Source organism: Streptomyces sp. P9-2B-2 (genome assembly GCF_030406865.1).
In the GTDB taxonomy this organism is placed as follows: domain Bacteria; phylum Actinomycetota; class Actinomycetes; order Streptomycetales; family Streptomycetaceae; genus Streptomyces; species Streptomyces platensis.
In genome coordinates this window covers 4189562-4213574 of the sequence record NZ_CP129126.1, presented here as the reverse complement: position 1 = coordinate 4213574, position 24013 = coordinate 4189562, and the positions used below count along the sequence as shown (strand labels likewise).

Below are 24013 nucleotides of genomic sequence, written 5' to 3'. Positions count from 1 at the left end.
GGGTTCCGGATTGCGTCTGAGGAGAATAACGCTTCGTACAGGCAGCGCTACACCCAGTTGCTCAAATCATCGATTAGTTACGGTCCGTGCCGGGTTGGTGGCAGATCAAGTATCGATTACTGAGCAACTATTGATCGGAAGGGAACGCAATCTGCCTGGTTGGAAGGCGTGTTGTGGCTGACCGAGAGCAGCGCGACTGAGGGGACGGCACGGGGGGTAGGGAGAGGGGATGGCCGTCCCGTCGGTTTGGTGATCAGGCCTGGTCAGCGGCGTCGGCGCTGGAGCGCGACCGCGGCCGCGGCGCCGCCGGCGAGGGCGCCGACCCCGGCCGCCGCCGGGATGCCGATCTTGGCCGCTTTCCGGCCGGTGCGGTAGTCGCGCAGCCGCCAGCCCTGCTCCCGGGCGTGCTTGCGCAGCCTGCTGTCGGGATTGATCGCATACGGGTGCCCGACGAGCGAGAGCATCGGGATGTCGTTGGCGGAGTCGCTGTAGGCGGCGCAGTGCGACAGGTCCAGGCCCTCGCCGGCCGCCAGTGCGCGGACCGCCTCGGCCTTGGCGGGGCCGTGCAGCGGCTCGCCGACCAGCTTGCCCGTGTAGACACCGCCGACGGATTCGGCGACGGTGCCCAGCGCGCCGGTCAGACCGAGGCGGCGGGCGATGATCGTGGCGGTCTCCACGGGGGCCGCGGTCACCAGCCAGACCTTCTGGCCGGCGTCGAGGTGGGCCTGGGCCAGGGCGCGGGTGCCGGGCCAGACCCGTTCGGCCATGTACTCGTCGTAGATCTCCTCGCCGATGGACATCAGCTCGGCGACGCGGTGGCCCTGGACGATGGACAGCGCGCTGTTGCGGACGTCCGCCATGTGCTCGGGGTTCTCCGAGCCGGCCAGCCGGAAGTAGATCTGCTGCCAGGCGAAGCGGGCCAGGTCGCGCTTGTGGAAGAAGTGCCGTTTGTAGAGGCCGCGGCCGAAGTGGAAGAGCGCGGCGCCCTGCATGACGGTGTTGTCCAGGTCGAAGAAGGCGGCGGCCGCCGTGTCCCCGACGACCGGGAATTCGGGCTCCGCCGGGGTCTCCTCGACGGGCGGTGCCTCCTGGGAGGACTTGCGGGCGGCCTCGGCCGCGGCCTCGCCGGCCAGCACGCTGCGGGCCGTGGCGGGGCGTCGGCGGCGAGGGATCCAGCCCAGGTCGAAGAGCGCCCCGGAGGGCATCCAGCCGGATCGGCGAGCGGGCGACATGCCGACAGCGTAGCCAGTTTGTTCGGTGCAGCCGGTTACGGGCGCGTGTCAGGAGGGCCGGGAGAGGGGGAAGGGTGCATTACGGCCACCTCGCGGGCGCTGCTGGGGGGCCGTAGGGGGTGGGCGAACACTTCCCGTAGGGGGTGGGCGAGCCCCCTGCGGGCCACAACGAGGCCGGGGGAGGGGGGATTCCCGGGGTGGGGCGCCGCGTGGCCGGGGAGGGGGGCTTCCCGGGGGGCGGGTTTTGGGGGCCGGGGTCAGGCGCCCAGGGCCGTACGCAGCCGTTTCGGGTCGACGCGCCAGAAGTCGTGCTGGGCGCCGTCGACGAGGATGACCGGAATCTGCTCCCAGTACTTGCGGTGCAGCTCGGGGTCCTCGGTGATGTCTTTCCGCTCCCACGACGCGCCGGTCTCGGCGCAGACCTTCTCGATCACGGCCTGGGCGTCGTCGCAGAGGTGGCAGCCCGGCTTGCCGACGAGGGTGACCAGCCGGTCGGCGGGGTTCTTGCGGGGGCTGCGGCTGAACAAGGGGGCCATGGAGCCATTGTGCCGGGTCACGGCGGTGCCCGGTGCGGCCGGATTCGATTACCATCGGTGGGCGATTTGTAGGTTTCCGGGGGTATGGCGGTGAGGAGTGAGGGCGCGTGCTCCCGTTGGTGCTCCCCGCTGAAACGGGTGGCGCGAGTGAACGGTGTGACGTGGGAGTTGGTTCCGCGGAGGCCGGTAATCGCCGCGTGACCCCGGTCACTTTGGGCGGACAAAACGGACACCATCTTTGTGCACGCGTTCACAAAGACATAGCCTGCACAAGACAGGGCGGTCGGGTTCCATGCGGTCGCCCGCAGCCCCGCTCTACCCGCAGGAGCACCGTGGCAACTGGCCGAACTCACCGACCGGCGACCCGAAGCCGAGGCATTCCCGAGGCCACCGTCGCCCGTCTTCCGCTGTATCTGCGTGCACTGACCGCGCTCTCCGAGCGCTCGGTACCCACGGTCTCCTCCGAGGAGCTCGCGGCCGCGGCGGGGGTCAACTCCGCCAAGCTGCGCAAGGACTTCTCCTACCTCGGCTCGTACGGAACCCGCGGCGTCGGCTACGACGTCGAGTACCTCGTCTACCAGATCTCGCGTGAACTGGGGCTGACCCAGGACTGGCCGGTTGTCATCGTCGGTATCGGTAATCTCGGCGCCGCCCTCGCCAACTACGGCGGCTTCGCCTCGCGCGGGTTCCGTGTCGCCGCGCTGATCGACGCCGACCCGGCCATGGCCGGCAAGCCCGTCGCGGGCATCGGGGTCCAGCACACCGATGAGCTGGAGCACATCATCGAGAGCAACGGCGTCTCGATCGGCGTCATCGCCACGCCGGCCGGGGCCGCCCAGCAGGTCTGCGACCGCCTGGTCGCGGCCGGTGTCACCTCGATCCTCAACTTCGCGCCGACCGTGCTGACCGTGCCCGACGGGGTGGACGTGCGCAAGGTCGACCTGTCGATAGAGCTCCAGATCCTCGCCTTCCACGAGCAGCGCAAGGCCGGCGAGGAGGGCGGGCCCGAGAGTGGTGGGCCGGCCGCCGCCGCCCGTGCCGCCGTGGCGGACGATCGCAAGGGACCTGACGGGGACATGCCCGCCGTGATGCCGGCATGACACTCCTGGTCGTCGGACTGAGCCATCGCAGCGCGCCGGTGAGCGTGCTGGAGCGGGCCGCGCTCGCCCCGGAGGCGCGCGGCAAGCTGCTTCAGGACGCGGTGTCGGCCGAACCCGTCACCGAGTCCGCGGTGCTCTCCACCTGCAACCGCATCGAGCTCTACGCCGACGTGGACAAGTTCCACGCCGGTGTCGCCGAGCTGTCCACCCTCCTGGCCCGGCACAGCGGCGCCGGTCTGGAGGAGCTCACCCCTTATCTCTACGTCCACTACGAGGACCGGGCGGTCCACCACCTCTTCTCGGTGGCCTGCGGCCTGGACTCGATGGTCGTCGGCGAGGGCCAGATCCTCGGGCAGATCAAGGACGCGCTGGCCGTCGCGCAGGAGCAGCACACCGCGGGCCGGCTGCTGAACGATCTGTTCCAGCAGGCCCTGCGGGTCGGCAAGCGGGCGCACAGCGAGACCGGTATCGACAAGGCCGGCCAGTCGCTGGTCACCTTCGGGCTGGAGCAGCTCGCGGCCGGCCGGGACGTCGAGGACTGGGCGCGCGGCAAGCGGGCGCTGGTCATCGGCGCCGGATCGATGTCGTCGCTGGCCGCCACCACCCTCGTACGGGCCGGTGTCGGTGAGCTGGCCGTCGCCAACCGCACCGTCGAGCGCGCCGAGCGGCTGGTGCAGATCCTCACCGAGCCGGGCGGGCCCGGCGCGGCGAACGGGCTGCGCGCCCGTTCGGCCGCCATGACCTCCGTCCCGGACGAGCTGGCGCTCGCCGACATCGTGGTCTCCTGCACCGGCGCGACCGGTCTGGTCCTGGCGGGCGAGATGGTCGCCGCCGCGCGCGACGGCCGGGCGGCCCCGCTGGCGCTGCTCGATCTCGCCATGCCGCGGGACATAGATGCCGCGGTGCACCGGATCGAGGGCGCGCACCTCGTCGACATCGAGTCGCTGGCCGACGCGTCCGCGGACGCGCCGATGGCGGCCGACGTGGACAAGGTGCGCGGCATCGTCTCCGACGAGGTCGCCGCGTTCGGCGCCGCCCAGCGGGCCGCGCACATCACCCCCACCGTGGTCGCCCTGCGCACCATGGCCGCGGACGTCGTCGCCGGTGAGATCTCCCGGCTCGACGGCCGCCTTCCGGACCTGGACGACAAGCAGCGCGCCGAGATCACCCAGACCGTGCGCCGCGTCGTCGACAAACTCCTGCACGCGCCCACTGTCCGGGTCAAGCAGCTGGCCAGCGAGCCCGGCGGCGCCGGGTACGCGGACGCCCTGCGGGAACTCTTCGACCTCGACCCCCAGACGGTCGCCGCCGTCAGCCGGGCCGACACGCGCGCCGACAGGCACGATGCACGGGAGCGGGCATGACCGACAGCACCACGAGAGCACTGCGGCTGGGCACGCGGCGCAGCAAGCTCGCCATGGCCCAGTCCGGGCAGGTCGCCGAGGCGGTGCGGGCGCTGACCGGCCGCCCCGTCGAGCTGGTGGAGATCACCACCTACGGCGACACCTCCCGCGAGCACCTCGCGCAGATCGGCGGGACCGGCGTGTTCGTCTCCGCGCTGCGGGACGCGCTGCTCGCCGGGGAGATCGACTTCGCCGTCCACTCGCTCAAGGACCTGCCCACCACGCAGCCCGAGGACCTGACCCTGGCCGCGATACCCGTACGGGAAGACCCCCGGGACGCGCTGATCGCCAGGGACGGGCTCACCTTTGAGCAGCTGACCGCCGACGAGGACCGGGTGGCCCGTATCGGCACCGGCTCGCCCCGGCGGATGGCGCAGCTGAACGCCTGGGCCAGGTCGCTGGGCCGGCGTGTGGAGACCGTGCCGATACGCGGGAACATCGACACCCGCATCGGCTTCGTCGAAAAGGGCGAACTGGACGCGGTCGTACTGGCCGCCGCCGGACTCACCCGCATCGGCCGGATCGACGAGGCGACGCAGCTGCTGTCGCCCGACGTGGTTTTGCCTGCCCCCGGCCAGGGGGCGCTGGCGATCGAGTGTGCCGCGGTCAACGCGGACCTCGCCGCCCGGCTCGCCGAGCTCGACGACCCGGACACCCGGGCCGCCGTGACCGCCGAGCGATCCCTGCTCGCCGCCCTGGAGGCCGGCTGTTCCGCCCCTGTCGGGGCGTTGGCCGACTTGGAGGCCGACGAGCAGGCTGTCACCGAATTGCATCTGCGTGGTGTCGTCGGCACGACCGACGGCAGCACGCTGGTGCAGATGTCCACCACCGGGCACGTACCCGCCTCTCCCGACGATGCCGCGACCCCGCTGAACATGGGCCGTGAACTCGCCGCCGAGATGCTCGCAAAGGGTGCGGCCGGTCTTATGGGGGAGCGAGCACTTTGAACCCCACCGCCCCAAACCACTCCGCCTCCGGTCAGGTCACCTTCCTGGGTGCCGGGCCGGGAGACCCGGGTCTGCTGACGCTGCGTGCCGTGGAGGCGCTGGCCTCCGCGGACGTACTGATCGCCGACCCGCAGGTGCTGGACGTCGTGCGCGTGCATGCCCGCGCACAGGTGGACACACCACTGCAGGCCTCAGCTGACGAGGCGTCAATCCCCGCCGGTGTCCCGGCTATTAGGGACACCGCCAATCTTGTCATGACGGCCGCCCGTGCGGGCAAGCGGGTCGTACGTGCTGTCAGCGGAGACCCCGGCCTCGACGGGTACGTCGCCGAGGAGATGCTGGCCTGCGCGGCCGAAGGCATCGTCTTCGAGGTCGTGCCCGGCATCGCCGCGGCCGTCGGCGTGCCCGCGTACGCCGGTGTCCCGCTGCGGGACGCGCAGGGCACCGACGTGCGCTTCATCGACGCCCGCACCGCCGACGCGCGCTGCTGGTCCGAAGTGGGTGCCAGCGACGCCACCACCGTCGTCTCCACCACCCTCGACACGGTGGCCGCGGCCGCCGGTGAGCTGGTGTCCGCGGGCCGCAAGCCCGACACCCCGCTGACCGTCACCGTCGCCGGCACCACCACCCGCCAGCGCACCTGGACCGCCACCCTCGGGTCGGTTGCGCAGGTGCTCAAGGCCGCCAAGGTGCTGCCGTCGCCGGACGGCGGCCAGCCGGTCATAGCCGTGGTCGGTGAGCGCAGTGCCGCCGCGCAGCGCGACCGCCTTTCGTGGTTCGAGTCCAAGCCGCTCTTCGGCTGGCGGGTGCTCGTGCCGCGTACGAAGGAGCAGGCCGCGTCGCTCTCCGACCAGCTCGTCTCGTACGGCGCGGTGTCGCACGAGGTCCCGACCATCGCCGTGGAACCGCCGCGCACGCCCCAGCAGATGGAGCGCGCGGTCAAGGGCCTGGTCACCGGCCGCTACGAGTGGATCGCCTTCACCTCGGTCAACGCCGTCAAGGCCGTCCGGGAGAAGTTCGAGGAGTACGGCCTCGATGCCCGCGCGTTCGCCGGGATCAAGGTCGCCGCGGTCGGCGAGCAGACCGCCAAGGCGCTGGTCGCCTTCGGTGTGAAGCCCGACCTGGTGCCGAGCGGTGAGCAGTCCGCCGCCGGTCTGCTGGAGGACTGGCCGCCCTACGACCCGGTCTTCGACCCGATCGACCGCGTCTTCCTGCCGCGTGCCGACATCGCCACCGAGACCCTGGTCGCCGGGCTGATCGAGCTGGGCTGGGAGGTCGACGACGTCACCGCCTACCGGACGGTGCGCGCCTCGCCGCCGCCGGCCGAGACCCGGGAAGCCATCAAGGGCGGCGGCTTCGACGCGGTGCTCTTCACGTCCTCGTCGACCGTGCGGAACCTCGTCGGGATCGCCGGCAAGCCGCACAACGTGACGGTGATCGCCTGTATCGGGCCGGCCACCGCCAAGACCGCCGAGGAGCACGGACTGCGGGTGGACGTCATGTCGCCCGAGCCGTCGGTGCACAAGCTGGCCGAGGCCCTCGCGGACTTCGGCGCGGCGCGGCGCGATGCGGCGATCGAGGCCGGTGACCCGGTCACACGGCCTAGCGAGCGGCGGCCGGGGGCGCGGCGGCGGGCTCGTAGCTGAGCGGACGGCAGTAGAACGGCTTGAAGGGCGCCTCTTTGGGGGCGCCCTTCTGCGTTACCGCTCGGCGGCGTACGGGAGGAAGGCGGCCCAGGTGGTGGGGGTGAAGGTGAGGCGGGGGCCGTCGGGGTTTTTGGAGTCGCGGATGAGGATGGTGCCGGGGGTGGTGGCGATCTCTACGCATTCCGGCCCGTCGCCGGTGCTGTAGCTGCTCTTTATCCATGCCAGGGCGGAGCCGTTCCCGCCGGAGGGCCTGAGGGTCATGTCTCTCCCCGCACTTTCTCGATGAAGGCAAGCGACTCGCGTGGAGTGAGCGCCTGCGCCCGGATCATGCCATAGCGCAATTCGAGGACCTGGATCTCTTTGGGGTTGGAGATCGTCCGGCTGATGAGCTGGCTTTCGTTGTGCCCGACGGTGGAGCCGTCCTTCAGCCTGAGTAGCTGGAACGGCCCTTCAAGCCCCGCGTTGTCTTCGCGGCTCAGGGGCAGCACCTGGATCGATACGTTCGACAACTGCCCGACCTCCAACAACCGTTCGAGCTGACTGCGCAGCACCATTGTGCCCCCGGTGCACCGTCGTAAGGTCGCTTCGCACTGTACGAAGTTGAGGACCGGCAGCCCCGTCTTGGTGCCGAGGATCCCCTGCCGGTCGATACGACCAGCCACGCGCCGCTCGACCTCGTTCTCCGGGAAGGGGGGTTGTCGGTTTCCGATCACCGCCCGCGCGTACTCATCCGTCTGCAACAACCCATGAATCACCGAGTTGTTGTACGCGCACAGCTCGACCGACTCCGCCTCCAGCTTCTTCAGGTCCCGTACCTTCTTCGGGTACCTGATCTCCGCCACATCCGTCTTCAGTGCCGCGAGTTTGCCGCCCGCCCCCGTGACCTCGTCCGCCCGGTCCAGGAACTCCGGCCGGGGAATCCGGCGGCCCCGTTCGACGGACGAGACCAGCTCCTCCCCGTAGCCGATCGCCGCCCCGAATTCCGCCTGGGTGAGACCGGCCGCCTCCCGCCACAGCTTCACCTGCCGTGCCACGGCCCTCATCACGGCCCCGGCCTCGTCGTCGTCCATGCCGGTGTCCCAGTCGTCCATGTGCGCTGCCCTCCGTCCAGCCGCTGGGGTTCAACTTCTGCCGCCGGAACGCCGTCACCCCGTACGGCCCGGACGGCGCCGGACCGCACCCGGACAGTCACCGTCAGCACGGCCTCCGGTACTTCTCAGGCTAGATACGCACGACCACTCTGTGTGACGTGAATCAGCGAATCACCCGAACCAGCAATTCCGTTACCGGTCTCGCCGTCGGCCCCGCCCCGGCGCTCCGGTTCTCCGTACCGCTCTCCGCCACCCCGCGCGGAGCACGGCTGGCCCGGCTTCTGGCCACCGAGCAACTGCGCTCGTGGGGGCTGCCGTTCGACCCCTCCCTGCTGCTCGTCGGTGAGCTGGCGGCGAACGCGGTGCTGCACGGCCGGGTCCCCGGGCGGTGCTTCCGCCTCGGCCTCGTCGTCCCCTCGCCCGCCACGCTCCGTATCGAAGTCACCGATACGCGCGGTGATCGCCTGCCCGTCCATGTGCCGGATGTCGGTGGCTCGCCGGCGGAGTCCGGGCACGGGCTGCTGCTCGTGGGGGAGTTGGCGGATCGATGGGGTGTTGAGGAGGGGCCGGTGCCGTGCAAGACGGTGTGGGCGGAGATCGATCTCGATGGCGGTCACTGAGCCCCGGACCGGCGCCCGGAAAGGCGGGACCCGGTGGGCCGGATGGCGGTGCGGCGGGCCGTCAAGAAGAAAGAACCCCGGGAGAGAACCTTCCAAACCCACCAAACCCCGCGTACATCACTCGTGGGGGTGAAACGGCTCAACTCGGCTGGCGCGCGGCCGACTTGGGTGGGCAGTCTCGGGCCTGACCACCGCAGACATGCGACGGCCCCCGCCGGGACTGCCATCCCAGAGCGAGGGCCTGACCACCAGAGGAAGAAAGCCCTTCCCGATGGCTGAACAGAACCCTAGCGCCGCCGTGCGCCCGCATTCCCGAGTTCGGCGAAGTGCCACCCACAGCGGGGTGACGCATATCCGGCAGTACCAGCCGGACCGGTACACGATCATCGGCAATCACCTCGCCCAGCACCGCGACCTGTCCCTGACCGCGATCGGGGTGGGCACCCACATCCTGTCGCTGCCCGAGGGCGCGTCCGTCGACATCCGTACGCTCGCGGCCCGTTTCCCCGAGGGGCGGGACCGGATCGCCTTCGCCCTAAGGGAGTTGGAGGCTCATGGTTACGTCGAGCGGGTGCGGGAGCGCACGGCTGAGGGGCGCGTGATCACGCGTACGTACGCCCATAGCGCTCCGGGCGTCACGGGGCCGAGTCAGGGGGACGAGGAGCGGGAGGACGCCCCGTCGCCGGTGGCAGCGGAGCCGCCCCGGCCGCAGACACCGACGACTCCCGCCGTCGAAGAGCCTTCCGCCTCCGGCGAGCACCGCACCGCCGCCCGCGCGCTCCTCGTGGCACTGCGCCGTACCGACGACCGGCTGACCCTCCCCGAACGGGACGTACGCCGTCTCGCCCCGGCCGTCGCCGCATGGTTCGAGAACGGCGCCACCACTGCGGCCGTCCACCGCACCCTGACCTCGGATCTCCCGCCGGACCTGAAGAACCCGGCGGGGCTGCTCGCCCACCGTCTCCGGGAGTTGCTTCCGCCACCGCTCCCGGCGGGCCCCGAGGCCCCGCCGGGCCCTGACAGGGCAGAGGGACGGCCACCCCGGCCGGACCCCTTCCAGACCTGCGACGGATGCGAGCGCGCCTTCCGGGGCCGGGAAGCGGGACTCTGCCGGGACTGCCGCGGTGAGTCGGAGTCCCGCGATCCCGCCATCGCGGCCTGAGCGGGCCCGGCGGGCAGGCTGCCGCCGGACCCTTCCCCTCCGACGGCCCGTCGGCAAAGGCAGGCACAAAGCGGGCGTAGCGTGGGCGGTATGACGAAGTACGGAAGCTTCCCAGGGGCGCGGCCGCGGCGCCTGCGCACCACTCCCGCCATGCGGCGGATGGTCGCGGAGCACCGGCTGCATCCGGCGGACCTGATCCTCCCGGCGTTCGTCCGGGAGGGGATCAGCGAGCCGGTGCCGATCTCCGCCATGCCGGGCGTCGTCCAGCACACCCGCGACACGCTGCGCAAGGCCGCCGTCGAGGCGGCGGAGGCCGGGGTCGCCGGGATCATGCTGTTCGGGGTGCCCGAGGACGCCAAGAAGGACGCGGCGGGTACGGCGGGCACCGACCCGGACGGCATCCTCCAGGTCGCCATCCGGGATGTGCGGGCCGAGGTCGGCGATGACCTCGTGATCATGTCGGACCTGTGCCTGGACGAGTCCACCGACCACGGGCACTGCGGTGTTCTGGACGCCGACGGCCGGGTCGACAACGACGCGACGCTGGAGCGCTATGCCGAGATGGCGCAGGTGCAGGCCGATGCGGGCGTCCATGTCGTGGGCCCCAGCGGGATGATGGACGGCCAGGTCGGGGTGATCCGGGACGCCCTGGACCAGACCGGTCACGAGGACGTGTCGATCCTCGCCTACACCGCGAAGTACTCCTCCGCCTTCTTCGGGCCGTTCCGCGAGGCCGTCGGCTCGTCCCTCAAGGGCGACCGCAAGACCTACCAGCAGGACCCGGCCAACCTCCGGGAGTCGCTGCGCGAGCTGGCGCTCGACCTGGAGGAGGGCGCCGACATGGTGATGGTCAAGCCGGCGCTGCCGTACCTGGACGTGCTGGCGAAGATCGCGGACGAGGTGGACGTGCCGGTGGCCGCGTACCAGGTCTCCGGTGAGTACGCGATGATCGAGGCGGCCGCCGAGAAGGGCTGGATCGACCGGGACAAGGCGATCCTGGAGGCGCTGACCGGCATCAAGCGGGCCGGGGCGAACATGATCCTCACGTACTGGGCGACGGAGGTGGCGCGGGGGCTGTGAGGCCCCGTCGGCCGTCCGCCGCTGCTGCTCCCGTCCCCGGGCTCCGGGGGCGGGAGCTTTGCTGTGTGACGGTGACGTTTTGTCCGGCTGGTTCCGGGCACGCACCGGTTGTCGGGGAAGACCGCGACCGGACCGAGGAGCGGGTCACCATGACTGCCAAGCGCAAGATGCAGGCCAAGGGCGCCCAGGTCATGGGCGCCATGAAGGAAGTCGTCGGCAAGGCGACGCACAACCGCAAGCTGGAGGCCGAGGGCAAGGCGGAGAAGACCGCCGGCCAGGGCCTCGATGTGAGCGAGAAGACCAAGGACGAGGTGCGTAAGCGCTGGCCGTGAGGGCCCCGGTGTCGCTGTCCCTCCCCTGGAGACCGGAACGGCCCCGTACCTCACCTGTGAGGTACGGGGCCGTCGTAGGAAGCGGTGGGCGGCCGGCCCGGCGTGCGCCGGTCAGAGGCGCTCGGGCGTCCGGATGCCGAGCAGGGCCATGCCCTGGTGGAGCGTGCGGGCGGTCAGCTCGCACAGGAACAGCCGGTTGGCGATCTGGTCCGGGCCGCCCTCGGCCTTCAGGACCGGGCACTGGTCGTAGAAGGTCGTGAAGAGCGAGGCGAGGCTGTAGAGGTACGCGGCGAGCTTGTGCGGTTCGTACCCGGCGGCGGCTTCGGCGACGGTCTCGCCGAACTGGTCGAGGTGCAGGCCCAGCGCCCGCTCCGCCGGGGCCAGCGGCAGCTCCGGGTGCGCCGCGGGGGCCGCGTCGCCGGCCTTGCGGAAGATCGACCGGATCCGGGCGTAGGCGTACTGGAGGTACACCGAGGTGTCGCCGTTCAGCGAGACCATCTGGTCCAGGTCGAACTTGTAGTCGCGGCTCGGCGAGGTCGACAGGTCCGCGTACTTCACCGCGCCGATGCCGACCTGCGCACCGTTCTCGGTGATTTCCTGCTCGGTCAGGCCGATCGACGCGCCCTTCTCGCGCACCACCGCGGTCGCCCGCTCGGCCGCCTCGTCGAGCAGGTCCTCCAGGCGCACGGTCTCGCCCGCACGGGTCTTGAACGGCTTGCCGTCCGCACCGAGGACCGTGCCGTAGCCCATGTTGTGCGCGGTGATGTCGTCGCTCAGCCAGCCCGCCCGGCGGGCCGTCTCGAAGACCATCCGGAAGTGCAGCGACTGGCGGACGTCGACGACGTACAGCAGCGTCGTCGCCTTGAGGTCGAGGACGCGGTTGCGGATCGCGGAGAGGTCGGAGGCCGCGTAGCCGAAGCCGCCGTCCGCCTTCTGCACGATCAGCGGCACCGGCTGGTCGTCCTTGCCGCGGATCTCGTCGAAGAAGACCACCAGGGCGCCCTCGGAGCGGACGGCGACGCCCGACTCCTCCAGCAGCCGCGCCGTCTCGGTCATCATGGCGTTGTACGCGGACTCGCCGACGATCTCCTCGTCGCGGACCTCCATGTCCAGCTTCTCGAAGACCGAGTAGAAGTAGACCTTCGACTCGTCCACGAACCGCTGCCACAGGTCGAGGGTCTCCGCGTCGCCGGACTGGAGCGCCACGACCCGCTTCCGGGCCCGCTCCTTGAACTGCTCGTCGGCGTCGAAGACGGCGCGCGAGGCCTTGTAGACGCGGTTGAGGTTGCTCATCGCCTGCTCGCCGTCGACGTCGGCCGCCGGGGCCAGCTCGCCGGGGTTCTCGATCAGGTACTGGATGAGCATGCCGAACTGGGTGCCCCAGTCGCCGATGTGGTGCCGGCCGATCGTCTGCTCACCGGTGAAGTCCAGGATGTGGCGCAGGGCGTCGCCGATGACCGCGGAGCGCAGGTGCCCGACGTGCATCTCCTTGGCGACGTTCGGCTGGGCGTAGTCGATGACCGTGACGCCGGGATTCTCCTTCAGCGGGACGCCGAGCCGGTCGTCGGCGGCGCGCGCGGCCAGCGTCTCGGTGATCGCCCGGTCGGCGATCGTGATGTTGAGGAAGCCGGGGCCGGAGACCTCGATCTCCTTGAGGAGGTCGTTCCCGCCGATCTCCGCGACGACCTTGGTGGCCAGCTCCCGCGGATTGCCCTTGAGCTTCTTCGCCAGCGCCAGCATGCCGTTGGCCTGGAAATCCGCCCGGTCGCTACGTCGCAGCAGCGGGTCGGCGGAGCCGGCCTCCGGCAGGGCTGCCGAGAGGGCGTCCGCGACGCGCTGGTGGACCGAAGCTGCGAGGGAGGTGACCGAGGCCATGGGGAGGTGCCGTTCCGTTGGAGTGGAAAGGGTTTGCCAATGAGTATCCCACGGCACTACCACTGATTTTCCGTCTGGGAGAATGGGCACCGTCAGGCTTTTGTGCGTCGAACGCGCAAGACGGCGCAACGAGGATCATTCAGGAAGAGGAAGGGCCGATCGTGGCTCAGCAGAGCACCGAGACCGACTGGGTCTCCAGGTTCGCGGACGAGGTCATTGCCGAGGCGGAGCGCCGCGCCCCCGGCAAACCAGTCGTCTGCGCCTCGGGCCTGAGCCCGTCCGGCCCGATCCACCTGGGCAACCTCCGCGAGGTCATGACCCCGCACCTGGTCGCCGACGAGGTCCGCCGCCGCGGCTACGAGGTCCGCCACCTCATCTCGTGGGACGACTACGACCGCTACCGCAAGGTCCCGGCCGGTGTCGCGGGCGTCGACGAGTCCTGGGCCGAGCACATCGGCAAGCCGCTGACCGCGGTGCCGGCTCCGGCCGGTTCGGCGTACCCGAACTGGGCCGAGCACTTCAAGGCCGCGATGAGCGAGGCGCTCGCCGAGCTGGGCGTCGAGTACGACGGCATCAGCCAGACCGAGCAGTACACCTCCGGGGTCTACCGCGAGCAGGTCCTGCACGCGATGAAGCACCGCGCGGACATCGACGCGATCCTGGCCCAGTACCGCACGAAGAAGGCCCCGGCGAAGAAGTCGCAGAAGCCGGTGGACGAGGCCGAGCTGGAGGCCGCCGAGGGCTCCGGCGCGGCCGGTGAGGACGACGGCAGCGGCGGCTCGGCGGGCTACTTCCCGTACAAGCCGTACTGCGGACAGTGCGCCAAGGACCTCACCACGGTCACCTCGTACGACGACGAGACCACCGAGCTCGCCTACACCTGCACCAAGTGCGGCTTCGGCGAGACGGTCCGGCTGAGCGAGTTCAACCGCGGCAAGCTGGTCTGGAAGGTCGACTGGCCGATGCGGTGGGCCTACGAGGGCGTGATCTTCGAGCCGTCCGGTGTCGACCACTCCTCGCCGGGCTCGTCCTTCGTCGTCGGCGGCCAGATCGTCCGGCAGATCTTCGGTGGCGACCAGCCCATCGGCCCCATGTACGCCTTCGTGGGCATCAGCGGCATGGCCAAGATGTCCTCGTCGCGCGGCGGGGTGCCGACCCCGGGCGATGCGCTGAAGATCATGGAGGCGCCGCTGCTGCGCTGGCTGTACGCGCGCCGCAAGCCCAACCAGTCCTTCAAGATCGCTTTTGACCAGGAGATCCAGCGGCTCTACGACGAGTGGGACAAGCTGGAGGCCAAGGTCGCGGACGGCACGGTGCTGCCGGCCGACGCCGCCGCCTACTCCCGCGCGGCCCGCACCGCCGCCGGTGAGCTGCCCCGTACGCCGCGCCCGCTGCCGTACCGCACCCTCGCCTCGGTCGCGGACATCACGGCCGGCCACGACGAGCAGACGCTCCGGATCCTGAGCGAACTGGACCCGGCCAACCCGGTCACGTCCCTGGACGAGACCCGGCCGCGGCTCGCCAAGGCCGAGTACTGGATCGCCACCCAGGTCCCGGCCGAGCAGCGCACCATCGTCCGCGACGAGCCCGACGCGGAGCTGCTCGGCACCCTCGACGAGCAGGCCCGTGGCTCGCTGCGGCTGCTGCTCGACGGCCTCGACGAGCACTGGTCGCTGGACGGTCTGACCACGCTCGTCTACGGCGTGCCGAAGGTCCAGGCGGGCCTGGAGCCGGACGCCAAGCCGACCCCGGAGCTGAAGACCGCCCAGCGCGCGTTCTTCGCCCTGCTCTACAACCTGCTGGTCGGCCGGGACACCGGGCCGCGGCTGCCCACCCTGCTGCTGGCCGTCGGCGCCGACCGGGTGCGCAAGCTGCTCGGCGGATGACGCCCGCCGGAGCGCCGCTGCCGTGGAGTCGTAGACACCCCGGCGCGCTCTCCGACTGAGGGAGGAGACGGGTTCGGCCCCGGGGACGAGGATTCCCGGGGCCGAACGCTGCACGCTGGAGCCATGAGAGGGTTAATCGGCTTCATCGTCATGATCCAGAGCGCGATGGCATTCATCGGACAGGTCTTCTTCGACGGTGTCTGGGGACTGCTGCCCCGTTGGTTCAACCTGCCGTCCCCCGCCTACGTCGGCCTCTTCGCGGCCGGTGCGGCGCTGGCCGTATGGGGCGACACCGCCAAGAAGCGCAAGCAGCAGCAGGAGGGGGCGGGGGCGGCGTAGGGGAGGCCCTACGGGATGTTGTTCCGTCCCCCGTGTGCGCGTTACGCGATGTGCTCGTCCATCATCTCCGCGTTGAGGCGGTCGCTGAACTGATCCATGTAGCGGTGCAGGTCCCGTGCCTGGAGGCGCAGCCCGTACTGGGCTTGCAGGTTCGCCGCGAACGCGCCGGGTGTCGGCATGCCTTCGCCCTCTATCGAGTGCCGGAACACCTGGTACAGGTCCTCATCGGTCGGGGCAGCGGCCGGTGCCTGGGCAGGCTGCGGGTCCGCCTCGGGAGTGCCCTTGCCGAGCGGACGGGTGCCACCTGCACCGGTCGGCACCGGGACCTGTGGCTCGGGCTCCGACGCGCGTGGCGCCGGTACGGGGAGCTGCTCGTGTGCCGGCGCCTGCTGGTGCTCGTCGTACGAGAGCTGATGCTCCGGCTCCGGGACGTACGCCGGGTCGTAGTCACCCTGATACGTCACCTGCGGCTGCGCCGCGAACCACTGGCTCGGCATCTCCTCGGCCGGCTCCTGGGCCGTCGGCTCCAGAGCGGGCGTCACCGACTGCCGCGGCGCCGGCATCAACTGCGGTTCGATGCCCGCCGCGGCCAGCCCCGCGGGAGCGGTCTCCGCCAGCGGTACCCCGTACCGGGCGAGCCGCAGTGGCATCAGGGACTCCACGGGAGCCTTACGACGCCAGGCCCGCCCGAAGCGCGAACGCAGGCGTGCCTGGTACACCAGCCGTTCCTGCTCCAGTTTGATCACCGCGTCGTAGGACCGCAGTTCCCACAGCTTCATCCGCCGCCACAACAGGAACGTCGGGACCGGCGACAGCAGCCAGCGCGTGAGGCGCACACCCTCCATGTGCTTGTCCGCCGTGATGTCGGCGATCCGGCCGACGGCGTGCCGGGCGGCCTCGACGGTGACGACGAACAGCACCGGGATGACGGCATGCATGCCCATGCCCAGGGGGTCGGTCGCCACGGCGGCGTTGAACGCCACCGTCGCGACCGTCAGCAGCCACGCTGCCTGGCGCAACAGCGGGAAGGGCATGCGGATCCAGGTCAGCAGCAGATCCAGCGACAGCAGGACACAGATGCCCGCGTCGATGCCGATGGGGAAGAAGTAGGCGAAGTCGCCGAAGCCCTTCTTGACGGCCAGTTCCCGCACGGCCGCGTAGGAGCCGGCGAAGCCGATGCCGGCGATGACGACCGCGCCGGCGATGACCACCCCGATGAGTATCCGGTGTGTGCGTGTCAGCTTCAGTGGCGCGGCCACCCGAGAACCCCTCTTAGTCGGTCTGTTGCGAGCGACAGCCTGGCACATGAGTACGGGCGGGCGAGTGCCGGTACGGAGGGGGCCGGGTCACGATTGGGCTCGGGCCGGAGACGGGCCGGGGCCGGGCCGGGGCGCTTCACCTCGATGGTGCGGCTATGGACGCACCCGTGCCCCCGGCCGGGGCCGGGGGCACGGGCGGTGTCGCTCGGGTCAGCCGTTGGCCTTGGCGGCGGCGGTGACCGCTTCCTTGGCGGCGGACTGGGCCTTCTTCAGCAGGTCGGCGCCCTTGGGGGTGTCCGCGCCCGCCAGGCCGGCACCGTTGTAGTTGAGCGTGACGACGATGTTGGAGGTGCGGGCTATGACGGTGGTGTTCTTGAAGTCATTGCCCTCCTTCTTCACGTCGTAGGTGATCGCGGTCGCCTCGTCGCCGGTGCCGGACGTCTTCACGGACGTCAGCTTCTTGGCGTCCTTGGTGTCCTTCACGTCGATGACCTGCTTGGTGTAGAAGTCCGTGGCGCGCTTCTCACCGGAGCCGATGCCCGGGTCGGAGTCGTAGCGCTGGTAGCCGACGTCCAGCCAGCGGAACTGGGTGCCGTCGACGCCGTTCTCGTCGGAGCTGCTCCAGGAGCAGGTGCCGTGCGCGGCGTTGTCCCTGGAGTTGCCGCGCTCCCCGGAGGCGTCCTTCGCCTTGGGCAGCATCTCCTTGACGGTGTCCTTGGAGAACGACTCGCACGGGTTCGGCAGCTTCTTGAACTTCGCCGGCGCGACGGTCGGGGAGGGCTTGGCCGCGCTGCTGGACTTGGCGGAGGCGGAGGCGTCACCGGAGCTGTCGCTGTCCGAACCGGAGCAGCCGGCGACGAGCAGCATCGGTACTGCTGCGCAGGTGAGAAGGCTGGCGAGTCGCTTGGCTGAACGGTGCATGGTTCCTTCGCTGTTCGTCGTCATCCGGCCGGCATGGCGCGCGACCGTGGCGGTGGCCCGCCTTTCCTCGCGTACGGGCTGGGGCGTGTCTGCCCTAGGGGCACGGTACGCGGCGTGGCGAGGGGGGTGACCGATTCCTGTCGATGAGCGCGACGCCCAAAACGGGCGCAGTTTCCCGTACTTATCGATTCGGGCAATGCGCTCGATCCGGACTATTCGCTGAGGCTCTCCGACAGCTCACCGGCCAGCGAACGGGCCTTGTCCTGCAATTCCTGGCTCTCCGGCAACATCGTCTTGTCCGTCGACCACTGGTCGTAGGTGAGCGTCACGATGACGTTCGACGTGCGAAAGACCACAGTGACGTCGCGGTGCACACCCGAGTCCGCTGTGACCAATTTGTCATTGAGGAAGGCCGCGTCCCCGAGGTCGTCCAGGACGCGCGGGGCGGTGGAGTCGCTCAGGCCCGCGCTGGGGTCCGCGCTGGGGTCCGTGGCGGGGGCGGACGACCCCGAGGGGCTCCCGGAGGGCGCCTTCTCCTTCTTGTCCGTCGAGCTGTTCGTGGTGGTGCCGGTGCCCTTGCCCTTGTCCCCGGTCTTGTCCTTGCTCGTGTCCTTGGTGGCGGACGGGCTCGGGGTGACGGGGGAGGGCGAACCATTGCCACCGGACGGGATCTTGGCGTCCACCGCCTTGGTGTCGTAGATCCCCTGCGCCTTGCTGTCATCGCTGACGGCGGCGTTGTACGACACCACGCGCTGGATGTCGAGGCTCAGGTGGCGGGTGCCCGCGGTGGTCTCACGGGTCCAGTGGCAGCCGACACGGCGGTCGGTGTCGTAGGTGATGTCGGGCTGGCCGTCGTAGATCTTCTTGGCCTCGTCGCGCGACAGCTGCTGGCCGTCGCCGGGCAGCATGCCTCGGAGGCTGCTGCGCGCGGGCAGCCCGCAGGCCTCGGGGAGGGTCTGATAGCGGCCCGGTTCGGCGGCCTGGCTCGACGTGGAGGTGCCGCCGCTCTTGGCGTCACCTTCCTCGCCGTCGGAGCCGGAGCCGCCGGTGCAGGCGGTGAGGCCGGCGGCCAGGGCCGCGGCCACCACCAGTGCGGCACCGGGTACGAACGGCTTGCGTGGCATCGTTCGCGGCTCCTTTCCCTGCGAAATGCGGTTGCCGCCGGTCAGCGGCCGATGGACACAATGTCTACCGCACGTCTTGCCGCGCACGCCGGTTCACCGTCCATGATCGGATAACTTGTCCGGCTTTTGCGTTTTTCATAAATTCGGGGGAATGAGGGAGTTATGTCGTACGTCGAGGTGCCGGGTGCCCAGGTACCGATACGGATGTGGACGGACCCGGCCACGGTCGAGGACGTCGCGATGCAGCAGCTGCGCAATGTCGCCACCCTGCCGTGGATCAAGGGCCTGGCCGTGATGCCGGATGTCCACTACGGGAAGGGCGCCACGGTCGGCTCGGTGATCGCCATGCGCGGCGCGGTCTGCCCGGCGGCGGTCGGCGTCGACATCGGCTGCGGGATGAGCGCGGTACGGACCTCGCTCACCGCCAATGACCTGCCCGGCGATCTGTCCCGGCTGCGCTCGAAGATCGAGCAGGCGATTCCGGTGGGCCGGGGGATGCATGACGACCCGGTCGACCCGGGGCGGCTCCACGGCTTCCCGACGGCCCGGTGGGACGACTTCTGGGCGCGGTTCGACGGGGTCGCCGAAGCGGTCAAGTTCCGTCAGGAGCGGGCCACGAAGCAGATGGGGTCGCTCGGCTCGGGCAACCACTTCATCGAGTTCTGCCTCGACGACGACGGTGTGGTGTGGCTGATGCTGCACTCCGGCTCCCGCAACATCGGCAAGGAGCTCGCCGAGTTCCACATGGGCCAGGCGCAGAAGCTGCCGCACAACCAGGGCCTGGTCGACCGTGACCTCGCCGTCTTCATCGCGGACACCCCGCCGATGGCGGCGTACCGCAACGACCTGTTCTGGGCGCAGGAGTACGCGCGGCACAACCGGGACGTGATGATGGCGCTCTTCCAGGACGTCGTCCGCAAGGAGTTCAAGAAGGCCAAGGTGACCTTCGACGAGGTGATCTCCTGCCACCACAACTATGTGGCGGAGGAGCAGTACGACGGCATGGACCTGCTGGTGACCCGTAAGGGTGCGATCCGGGCGGGCAGTGGCGAGTACGGGATCATCCCGGGGTCGATGGGCACCGGCTCCTACATCGTCAAGGGCCTGGGGAACGCCGCGTCCTTCAACTCCGCCTCCCACGGCGCCGGCCGCAAGATGAGCCGGAACCAGGCGAAGAAGCGGTTCTCCACCCGGGATCTGGAGGAGCAGACGCGGGGCGTGGAGTGCCGTAAGGATTCGGGTGTCGTCGATGAGATCCCGGGTGCCTACAAGCCGATCGAGAAGGTCATCGACCAGCAGCGGGACCTGGTCGAGGTCGTCGCCAAGCTCAAGCAGGTCATCTGCGTGAAGGGGTGAGCGCGGCGCTTCCCGTGATCGAGCGCCCCGGACCGCATGTGGTCCGGGGCGCTCGGTTTCTGACCGTCCATCACCGCCTGGAGCGCCCGCCGCCGGCCGGTACGCCGCCTTGCGGGAGCTGTGGTGACCACCGCTCCCGGCCTTGATTGGACAGAGCCGAGCCGGAACCAGAAGGATCGTCGGGCAGCAGTGCCGCAGGCATCGTCGGGGGCGGGCCGGTGAAACCTGATTTCCCTCCGAGTCACGCCGCGTCGTTCCCTGACACCTCGGAGGAGAACCACAGATGAGCTTCGGCGACCCGAACAACCCCTACGGTCAGCAACCGCCGCCGCCCCCGCACGGAGCTCCGCAGCAGCCGGCCCCATACGGGTACCCGCAGCAGTCCGCGCCGGGCTATGGCTACCCGCAGCAGCCAGCGCCGGGCTACGGCTTCCCGCAGCAGCCCGTGCCCGGCCACGGCTTCCCGCAGCAGCCCGTCATGCCCGCCGGGCCCGGGGCGTACGCGAGCTGGGGCAGCCGGTTCGGTGCCTTTTTGATCGACTTCCTGGTCGCCGGGCTGGTGCCGGTCATTGCCGTCATCGCCGCGCTCGTCATGGAGAAGACGTTGTATTCGGGCTGCCTCATGGAGCATGAGTGCTACGTGGCCAGGGAGAGGGTCAGAGTCCCGATCATCATCACCCTGCTGGTGCTCGCCCTGCTGTGGGCCGTCATCGCCAACATCGTCATCCTCGTCAAGGAGGGCAAGGGCGCCTCGCCGGGCAAGAAGGCCATGAAGATCCGGCTCATACGCGAGGAGAACGGTCAGCCGCTCGGCTTCGGCCGGGCCCTGCTGCGCCGGATGTGCCACGCGCTGGACAGCGCCCCGTGCAGCATCGGCTACCTGTGGCCGGCGTGGGACGCGAAGGGCCAGACCTTCGCGGACAAGGTCATGCGCACGGTGGTCGTCAGCACCGAGTGAGCCGGGCGGCCTGCCGGGTCAGTTGCGTCAAGGGGTGCCCCCGCCCGCCGAGCGGCCGCCGGCCTGGGAGACCCGGCCGGCCATCGCTCCGCCGCCCGTCGCGACACCGCCGCGGGGTAGGGGGGCGGCGAAGGGCGGGGTGTCCTGGCGGCACGCCGCGCCGGGGGGCGGGAGTGTGCCGTCGATGAGGTAGCGGCTCTCGTAGGCGTGGACGCAGGTGCTGGGGTTGCTCAGTTCGGTGTGCCCGTAGCCGTGGTGGGTGAGCAGGCGGGCATGGGCCAGTTCCTTGGCCAGGGCCTGGGCGCCCGAGTAGGGAGTGGCGGGGTCGTAGGTGGTGCCGATCACCAGGACGGGGTGCGCCGTCGGCTTGTTCCACGGGCCGCGGTAGCCGTTGGCGGCGACCGCCGGCCAGGTGGCACACGGCTCCCCCGCCCAGGCCCAGAAGCGTCCGGCGTCGCCCGCGCGGCGGGCGGATGCCTCCTCCAGGGCGTGATAGGCCCCGGGGTCACGCGGATTGGGGCTTTCGCCGCAGAACACCGCGGCGGCCTGTTCCTCGCCGGTGTACGGATTCGGGTTCGGGACCGGCGGTGCGGGGGGCGGCGGGGTCGGGTCCGGGGCGCGGCCCTGCCAGAGGGTCTGGAGCCGGGCGGCCAGGTAGCTCCATCCGGGGGCGACGTTGTAGAGGCTGTTCACCACGTCACCGACCGTACGGCCGTAGGTCCACGCGCCCACCGGATGCTCCCGGAGCCGCCGCATCAGCCGGTCGAACTTGTCCCGGGTCGCCTTCGGGCTGCCGGCGGAGAAGGCGCAGCGGGCCGTGGTGGTGGCGCCGCAGTGGCTGAGGAACTGGTCCAGGGTCGCGGCCGCGCCGAGGTCCGAGCCCATGCGCAGGAACGTCGGGAGCCGGGGGGCCTCGCGCGAGCCGTGGTTCGTCCAGGCCCGCGGGTCGATGGTGCTGTCGAGGACCATGGCGCGGACCCTGCCGGGGAACAGATTGGCGTAGGTGGCGCCCAGGAACGTGCCGTAGGAGACCCCGAGGTAGCTGAGCTGCGGTTCGCCCACCGCCTGGCGGAGTCCGTCGAGGTCGCGCGCGGTGTCGGCGGTCGACACATGGCGCAGGAGCTCGGGGTCGCGCTGCTGACAGCGCCGCCCCAGCTCCCGGTACGCGGCGATCCAGGCCGCCCGCTGCGCCGCGCCCACCGGGAAGCCGGCCGGTCTGCTGGCATTCCACGCGCGGGCCTCCGCGGGGGTGGCGAAGCAGTTCACCGCGGTGCTGCTGCCGATGCCGCGGGGATCCCAGCTGACGATGTCGAACCGCTCCCGCACCTCGCGCGGGAAGAACGGGTAGGACTGCGGCATCTGGATGGTGCCCGGCCCGCCGGGTCCGCCGGGGTTGAAGAACAGGGTGCCGAGGCGGCGCCGGGGGTCGGTCGCCTTCCGCTTGACGACGGCCAGTTCGATGGTGCGGCCGCCGGGGTTGCGGTAGTCCAGGGGCACCCTCGCGGTCGCGCAGTCGAACTGGCCGCCCTGGACGCAGGGGTGCCACGCCAGCCGCGGGACAGGCCCGGTGGGCGAGGGCGGACCGCCGGCCGTGGCGAGGCCCGGCCCGGCCAGGACCGTTGAGCAGGTCACGGCCGCGGTGACGACCGCGGCGTACCACCTACGGCCCGCCAGGGCCCCGGCTATGTGCATGCCTTGTCCTTCCACGGCTGAGCGCCCGGCGCCTCCGTACGCGGACGGGCGGCACGCTTCCGTGTCCACCACACCGTGGTCCGACACGGTGCGCGAGCCCACCGCGGCCGAATGGCCGAGCCCCGGATCTACGGCCCGACGAGCGTGCTCTGCCTGGCGGTGCGCCGGGGACTGGAGCGGAAGAAGGGCGCGTTCGGCCTTCGGCGCTTTGAGCTGCCGGTAGCGATCTGTGCGCTGGTGTGGATGCTCGTCGCGTTGTTCGTGCTGGTGGCGCCCGGGAGGCGCTGGTCTCCGTCGTGATCGTGGGCGGCCTGCTGCTCGCGGGCTGGGTGTGCTTCCTCCTCCTGCTGACGTTCGGCCGTGCGGCGCTGTAGACCGAGCCGCGGGGCGTCGGCGCCTTCATGCACTGACGTCAGAGGTGACTGGGGTGGGGGCGGAAGGCTGGGCCCGGTGCGGGGGTGCCGTGCGCGTCGCCCGTCGGCGGGCGGCCTTTCCGGCACGGCGCCGCAGCAGGCATTCGGCCGCGATCAGCTGGAGGACCAGGGCCGTCCAGGCGGTGGCGCCGGCGATGTCGTGTCCGGCGGCCAGGGCGTCGCCGGCGTAGGAGACGGGGTCGGTGAGCTGGGCGGCCACGAGGTACTCGAACAGCGGCTGGATCAGACGTGAGGTGACGGCCACGAGCGTGAGGGCGTAGTTGCGGATCATCCACACCCGGTGGTCGGCGTAGCGGCGCTGCCGGGCGGCGCGGTAGCCGGCGATGCCGGTGAGCAGCCAGAGGGCGTCGAGCACCGCCAGGGACGCCTGGTTGCTGAGGCCCAGAGGGGTGAGGACGATGACGGGGATGCCTACCAGGGCCGAGGGGAAGGCACCGGCGAAGAAGTAGGCGCGGCCCGTCCAGCGGTGGGCGGCCGGACTCCGGCGGCGCAGCCAGGGCCAGGACTGGGCGAGGCCGGTGAGCACGGCGACGGTGGCGGTGGCGATGTGCGCCACCAGCAGGGCGTAGTGGAGCTCGCCGCGGAGCGGGACCCGGCTGGTGTGCAGGTCGGGCGGGACGTAGGCGGTCAGCGCCCGCGCGGTGACGAGAACGGTCACGACGGCGAGCGGGAGCAGCCAGGCGGCGGTCCGGAGACGGCCGCGACGGCGCCGCCGGGCGGCGGAGGGGGGTTTGGTGGTGGGGTGGGTGACGGTGTTCGTGGTGATGGGGCGGGTGTTGGTGTGTGTGGTGGTGGGGTGGGTGTTGGGGTCTGTCGCGGCCGGGCGTGCGGCGCTGTCTGTGGTGGTGGGGCGCGCGCCGCTGTCCGTAGTGGTGCGGTGCGCGTCGGCCTCTGTAGTGGTGGGCCGGTCCCCGGCGGCGCCAGTGGCTCGGGCGGGGGGTTCTCCGTGTCCGGTGGCGGTCATGGGACCACTGTCGCGAGCGGAACGCCCCGGGACACGGGGCCCGGACACCCGGTGGG

Annotated in this window: 23 protein-coding genes; 13 read left to right on the top strand and 10 right to left on the bottom strand. The window is 70.8% G+C overall.

What is annotated here, in order from left to right; genetic code table 11:
* Positions 1-263 precede the first annotated feature (263 nt).
* Complete coding sequence (locus QT196_RS18375) at positions 264-1205, bottom strand: HAD-IB family hydrolase (RefSeq protein ID WP_018091038.1); 942 nt, start codon at positions 1203-1205, stop codon at positions 264-266.
* Between the two features lie 284 nt (positions 1206-1489).
* Positions 1490-1768 (bottom strand): glutaredoxin family protein, encoded by a 279-nt coding sequence (locus tag QT196_RS18370; RefSeq protein WP_042156576.1) that lies wholly within the window; start codon positions 1766-1768, stop codon positions 1490-1492.
* Between the two features lie 332 nt (positions 1769-2100).
* On the opposite strand from QT196_RS18370, the gene QT196_RS18365 reads away from it, so the two are divergent.
* From QT196_RS18365 to QT196_RS18350, 4 genes are read left to right on the top strand one after another with little or no spacing between them, the layout of a single operon-like run.
* Complete coding sequence (locus tag QT196_RS18365) at positions 2101-2868, top strand: redox-sensing transcriptional repressor Rex (RefSeq protein WP_168480131.1); 768 nt, start codon at positions 2101-2103, stop codon at positions 2866-2868.
* Positions 2865-4232, top strand: coding sequence for a glutamyl-tRNA reductase (locus tag QT196_RS18360; RefSeq protein WP_168480129.1), 1368 nt, complete (start codon positions 2865-2867; stop codon positions 4230-4232). The genes QT196_RS18365 and QT196_RS18360 overlap by 4 nt, the downstream gene beginning before the upstream one ends.
* A complete protein-coding gene (gene hemC / locus QT196_RS18355) occupies positions 4229-5218 on the top strand; it encodes a hydroxymethylbilane synthase (protein ID WP_168480127.1) in 990 nt (329 codons plus the stop codon). The genes QT196_RS18360 and hemC overlap by 4 nt, the downstream gene beginning before the upstream one ends.
* Positions 5215-6864, top strand: a complete 1650-nt coding sequence (locus QT196_RS18350; protein WP_266738188.1) for a bifunctional uroporphyrinogen-III C-methyltransferase/uroporphyrinogen-III synthase — start codon at positions 5215-5217, stop codon at positions 6862-6864. The genes hemC and QT196_RS18350 overlap by 4 nt, the downstream gene beginning before the upstream one ends.
* Positions 6865-6918: 54 nt before the next feature.
* On the opposite strand, the gene QT196_RS18345 is transcribed toward QT196_RS18350, so the two are convergent.
* Entirely contained in the window at positions 6919-7125 is a 207-nt protein-coding gene (locus QT196_RS18345) for a DUF397 domain-containing protein (protein WP_266738190.1), read from the bottom strand.
* A complete protein-coding gene (locus QT196_RS18340) occupies positions 7122-7955 on the bottom strand; it encodes a helix-turn-helix transcriptional regulator (protein WP_266738192.1) in 834 nt (277 codons plus the stop codon). The genes QT196_RS18345 and QT196_RS18340 overlap by 4 nt, the downstream gene beginning before the upstream one ends.
* Before the next feature lie 170 nt (positions 7956-8125).
* Between QT196_RS18340 and QT196_RS18335 the strand changes: the two genes are divergently transcribed.
* From QT196_RS18335 to QT196_RS18320, 4 genes are all read left to right on the top strand, one after another.
* Complete coding sequence (locus QT196_RS18335; RefSeq protein WP_266738589.1) at positions 8126-8575, top strand: ATP-binding protein; 450 nt, start codon at positions 8126-8128, stop codon at positions 8573-8575.
* Positions 8576-8918: 343 nt separating this feature from the next.
* Positions 8919-9737 carry a helix-turn-helix domain-containing protein gene (locus QT196_RS18330; protein WP_323139198.1) on the top strand — a complete coding sequence of 273 codons (819 nt, stop codon included), beginning with the start codon at positions 8919-8921 and terminating at the stop codon, positions 9735-9737.
* 90 nt (positions 9738-9827) lie between these two features.
* Positions 9828-10817 (top strand): porphobilinogen synthase, encoded by a 990-nt coding sequence (gene hemB / locus QT196_RS18325; protein WP_168480118.1) that lies wholly within the window; start codon positions 9828-9830, stop codon positions 10815-10817.
* A gap of 149 nt (positions 10818-10966) precedes the next feature.
* Positions 10967-11149 (top strand): CsbD family protein, encoded by a 183-nt coding sequence (locus tag QT196_RS18320; protein ID WP_266738198.1) that lies wholly within the window; start codon positions 10967-10969, stop codon positions 11147-11149.
* A 111-nt stretch (positions 11150-11260) separates the two neighbouring features.
* Here the strand turns inward: QT196_RS18320 and argS are convergent, their stop codons facing one another.
* Complete coding sequence (gene argS, locus QT196_RS18315; RefSeq protein WP_290355255.1) at positions 11261-13024, bottom strand: arginine--tRNA ligase; 1764 nt, start codon at positions 13022-13024, stop codon at positions 11261-11263.
* Between the two features lie 161 nt (positions 13025-13185).
* Here argS and lysS point away from each other — a divergent pair, with 161 nt between their 5' ends.
* Together lysS and QT196_RS18305 are read left to right on the top strand one after the other, a co-directional pair.
* Positions 13186-14910 carry a lysine--tRNA ligase gene (gene lysS / locus QT196_RS18310; RefSeq protein ID WP_266738202.1) on the top strand — a complete coding sequence of 575 codons (1725 nt, stop codon included), beginning with the start codon at positions 13186-13188 and terminating at the stop codon, positions 14908-14910.
* Positions 14911-15033: 123 nt separating this feature from the next.
* Positions 15034-15249, top strand: coding sequence for a hypothetical protein (locus QT196_RS18305; RefSeq protein ID WP_266738204.1), 216 nt, complete (start codon positions 15034-15036; stop codon positions 15247-15249).
* A 41-nt stretch (positions 15250-15290) separates the two neighbouring features.
* On the opposite strand, the gene QT196_RS18300 is transcribed toward QT196_RS18305, so the two are convergent.
* The 3 genes from QT196_RS18300 to QT196_RS18290 all read right to left on the bottom strand — a co-directional run bounded on the left by QT196_RS18300 (position 15291) and on the right by QT196_RS18290 (position 18553).
* A complete protein-coding gene (locus QT196_RS18300) occupies positions 15291-16508 on the bottom strand; it encodes a DUF2637 domain-containing protein (RefSeq protein WP_168480107.1) in 1218 nt (405 codons plus the stop codon).
* A 210-nt stretch (positions 16509-16718) separates the two neighbouring features.
* Entirely contained in the window at positions 16719-17429 is a 711-nt protein-coding gene (locus QT196_RS18295; RefSeq protein ID WP_168480105.1) for a DUF3558 family protein, read from the bottom strand.
* Between the two features lie 212 nt (positions 17430-17641).
* Complete coding sequence (locus QT196_RS18290) at positions 17642-18553, bottom strand: hypothetical protein (protein WP_266738209.1); 912 nt, start codon at positions 18551-18553, stop codon at positions 17642-17644.
* A gap of 162 nt (positions 18554-18715) precedes the next feature.
* On the opposite strand from QT196_RS18290, the gene QT196_RS18285 reads away from it, so the two are divergent.
* Positions 18716-19909: an RtcB family protein gene (locus tag QT196_RS18285; protein WP_168480101.1), complete on the top strand. Its 1194-nt coding sequence runs from the start codon at positions 18716-18718 to the stop codon at positions 19907-19909.
* Positions 19910-20192: 283 nt separating this feature from the next.
* Entirely contained in the window at positions 20193-20867 is a 675-nt protein-coding gene (locus QT196_RS18280) for an RDD family protein (protein ID WP_266738211.1), read from the top strand.
* A 27-nt stretch (positions 20868-20894) separates the two neighbouring features.
* Here the strand turns inward: QT196_RS18280 and QT196_RS18275 are convergent, their stop codons facing one another.
* Entirely contained in the window at positions 20895-22559 is a 1665-nt protein-coding gene (locus QT196_RS18275) for an alpha/beta hydrolase (protein ID WP_290355254.1), read from the bottom strand.
* A 239-nt stretch (positions 22560-22798) separates the two neighbouring features.
* On the opposite strand from QT196_RS18275, the gene QT196_RS18270 reads away from it, so the two are divergent.
* Positions 22799-22933 (top strand): hypothetical protein, encoded by a 135-nt coding sequence (locus QT196_RS18270; RefSeq protein ID WP_266738215.1) that lies wholly within the window; start codon positions 22799-22801, stop codon positions 22931-22933.
* 25 nt (positions 22934-22958) lie between these two features.
* Here QT196_RS18270 and QT196_RS18265 read toward each other — a convergent pair whose 3' ends face one another.
* Positions 22959-23957: a DUF2306 domain-containing protein gene (locus QT196_RS18265; RefSeq protein ID WP_290355253.1), complete on the bottom strand. Its 999-nt coding sequence runs from the start codon at positions 23955-23957 to the stop codon at positions 22959-22961.
* Between the last annotated feature and the right edge of the window lie 56 nt (positions 23958-24013).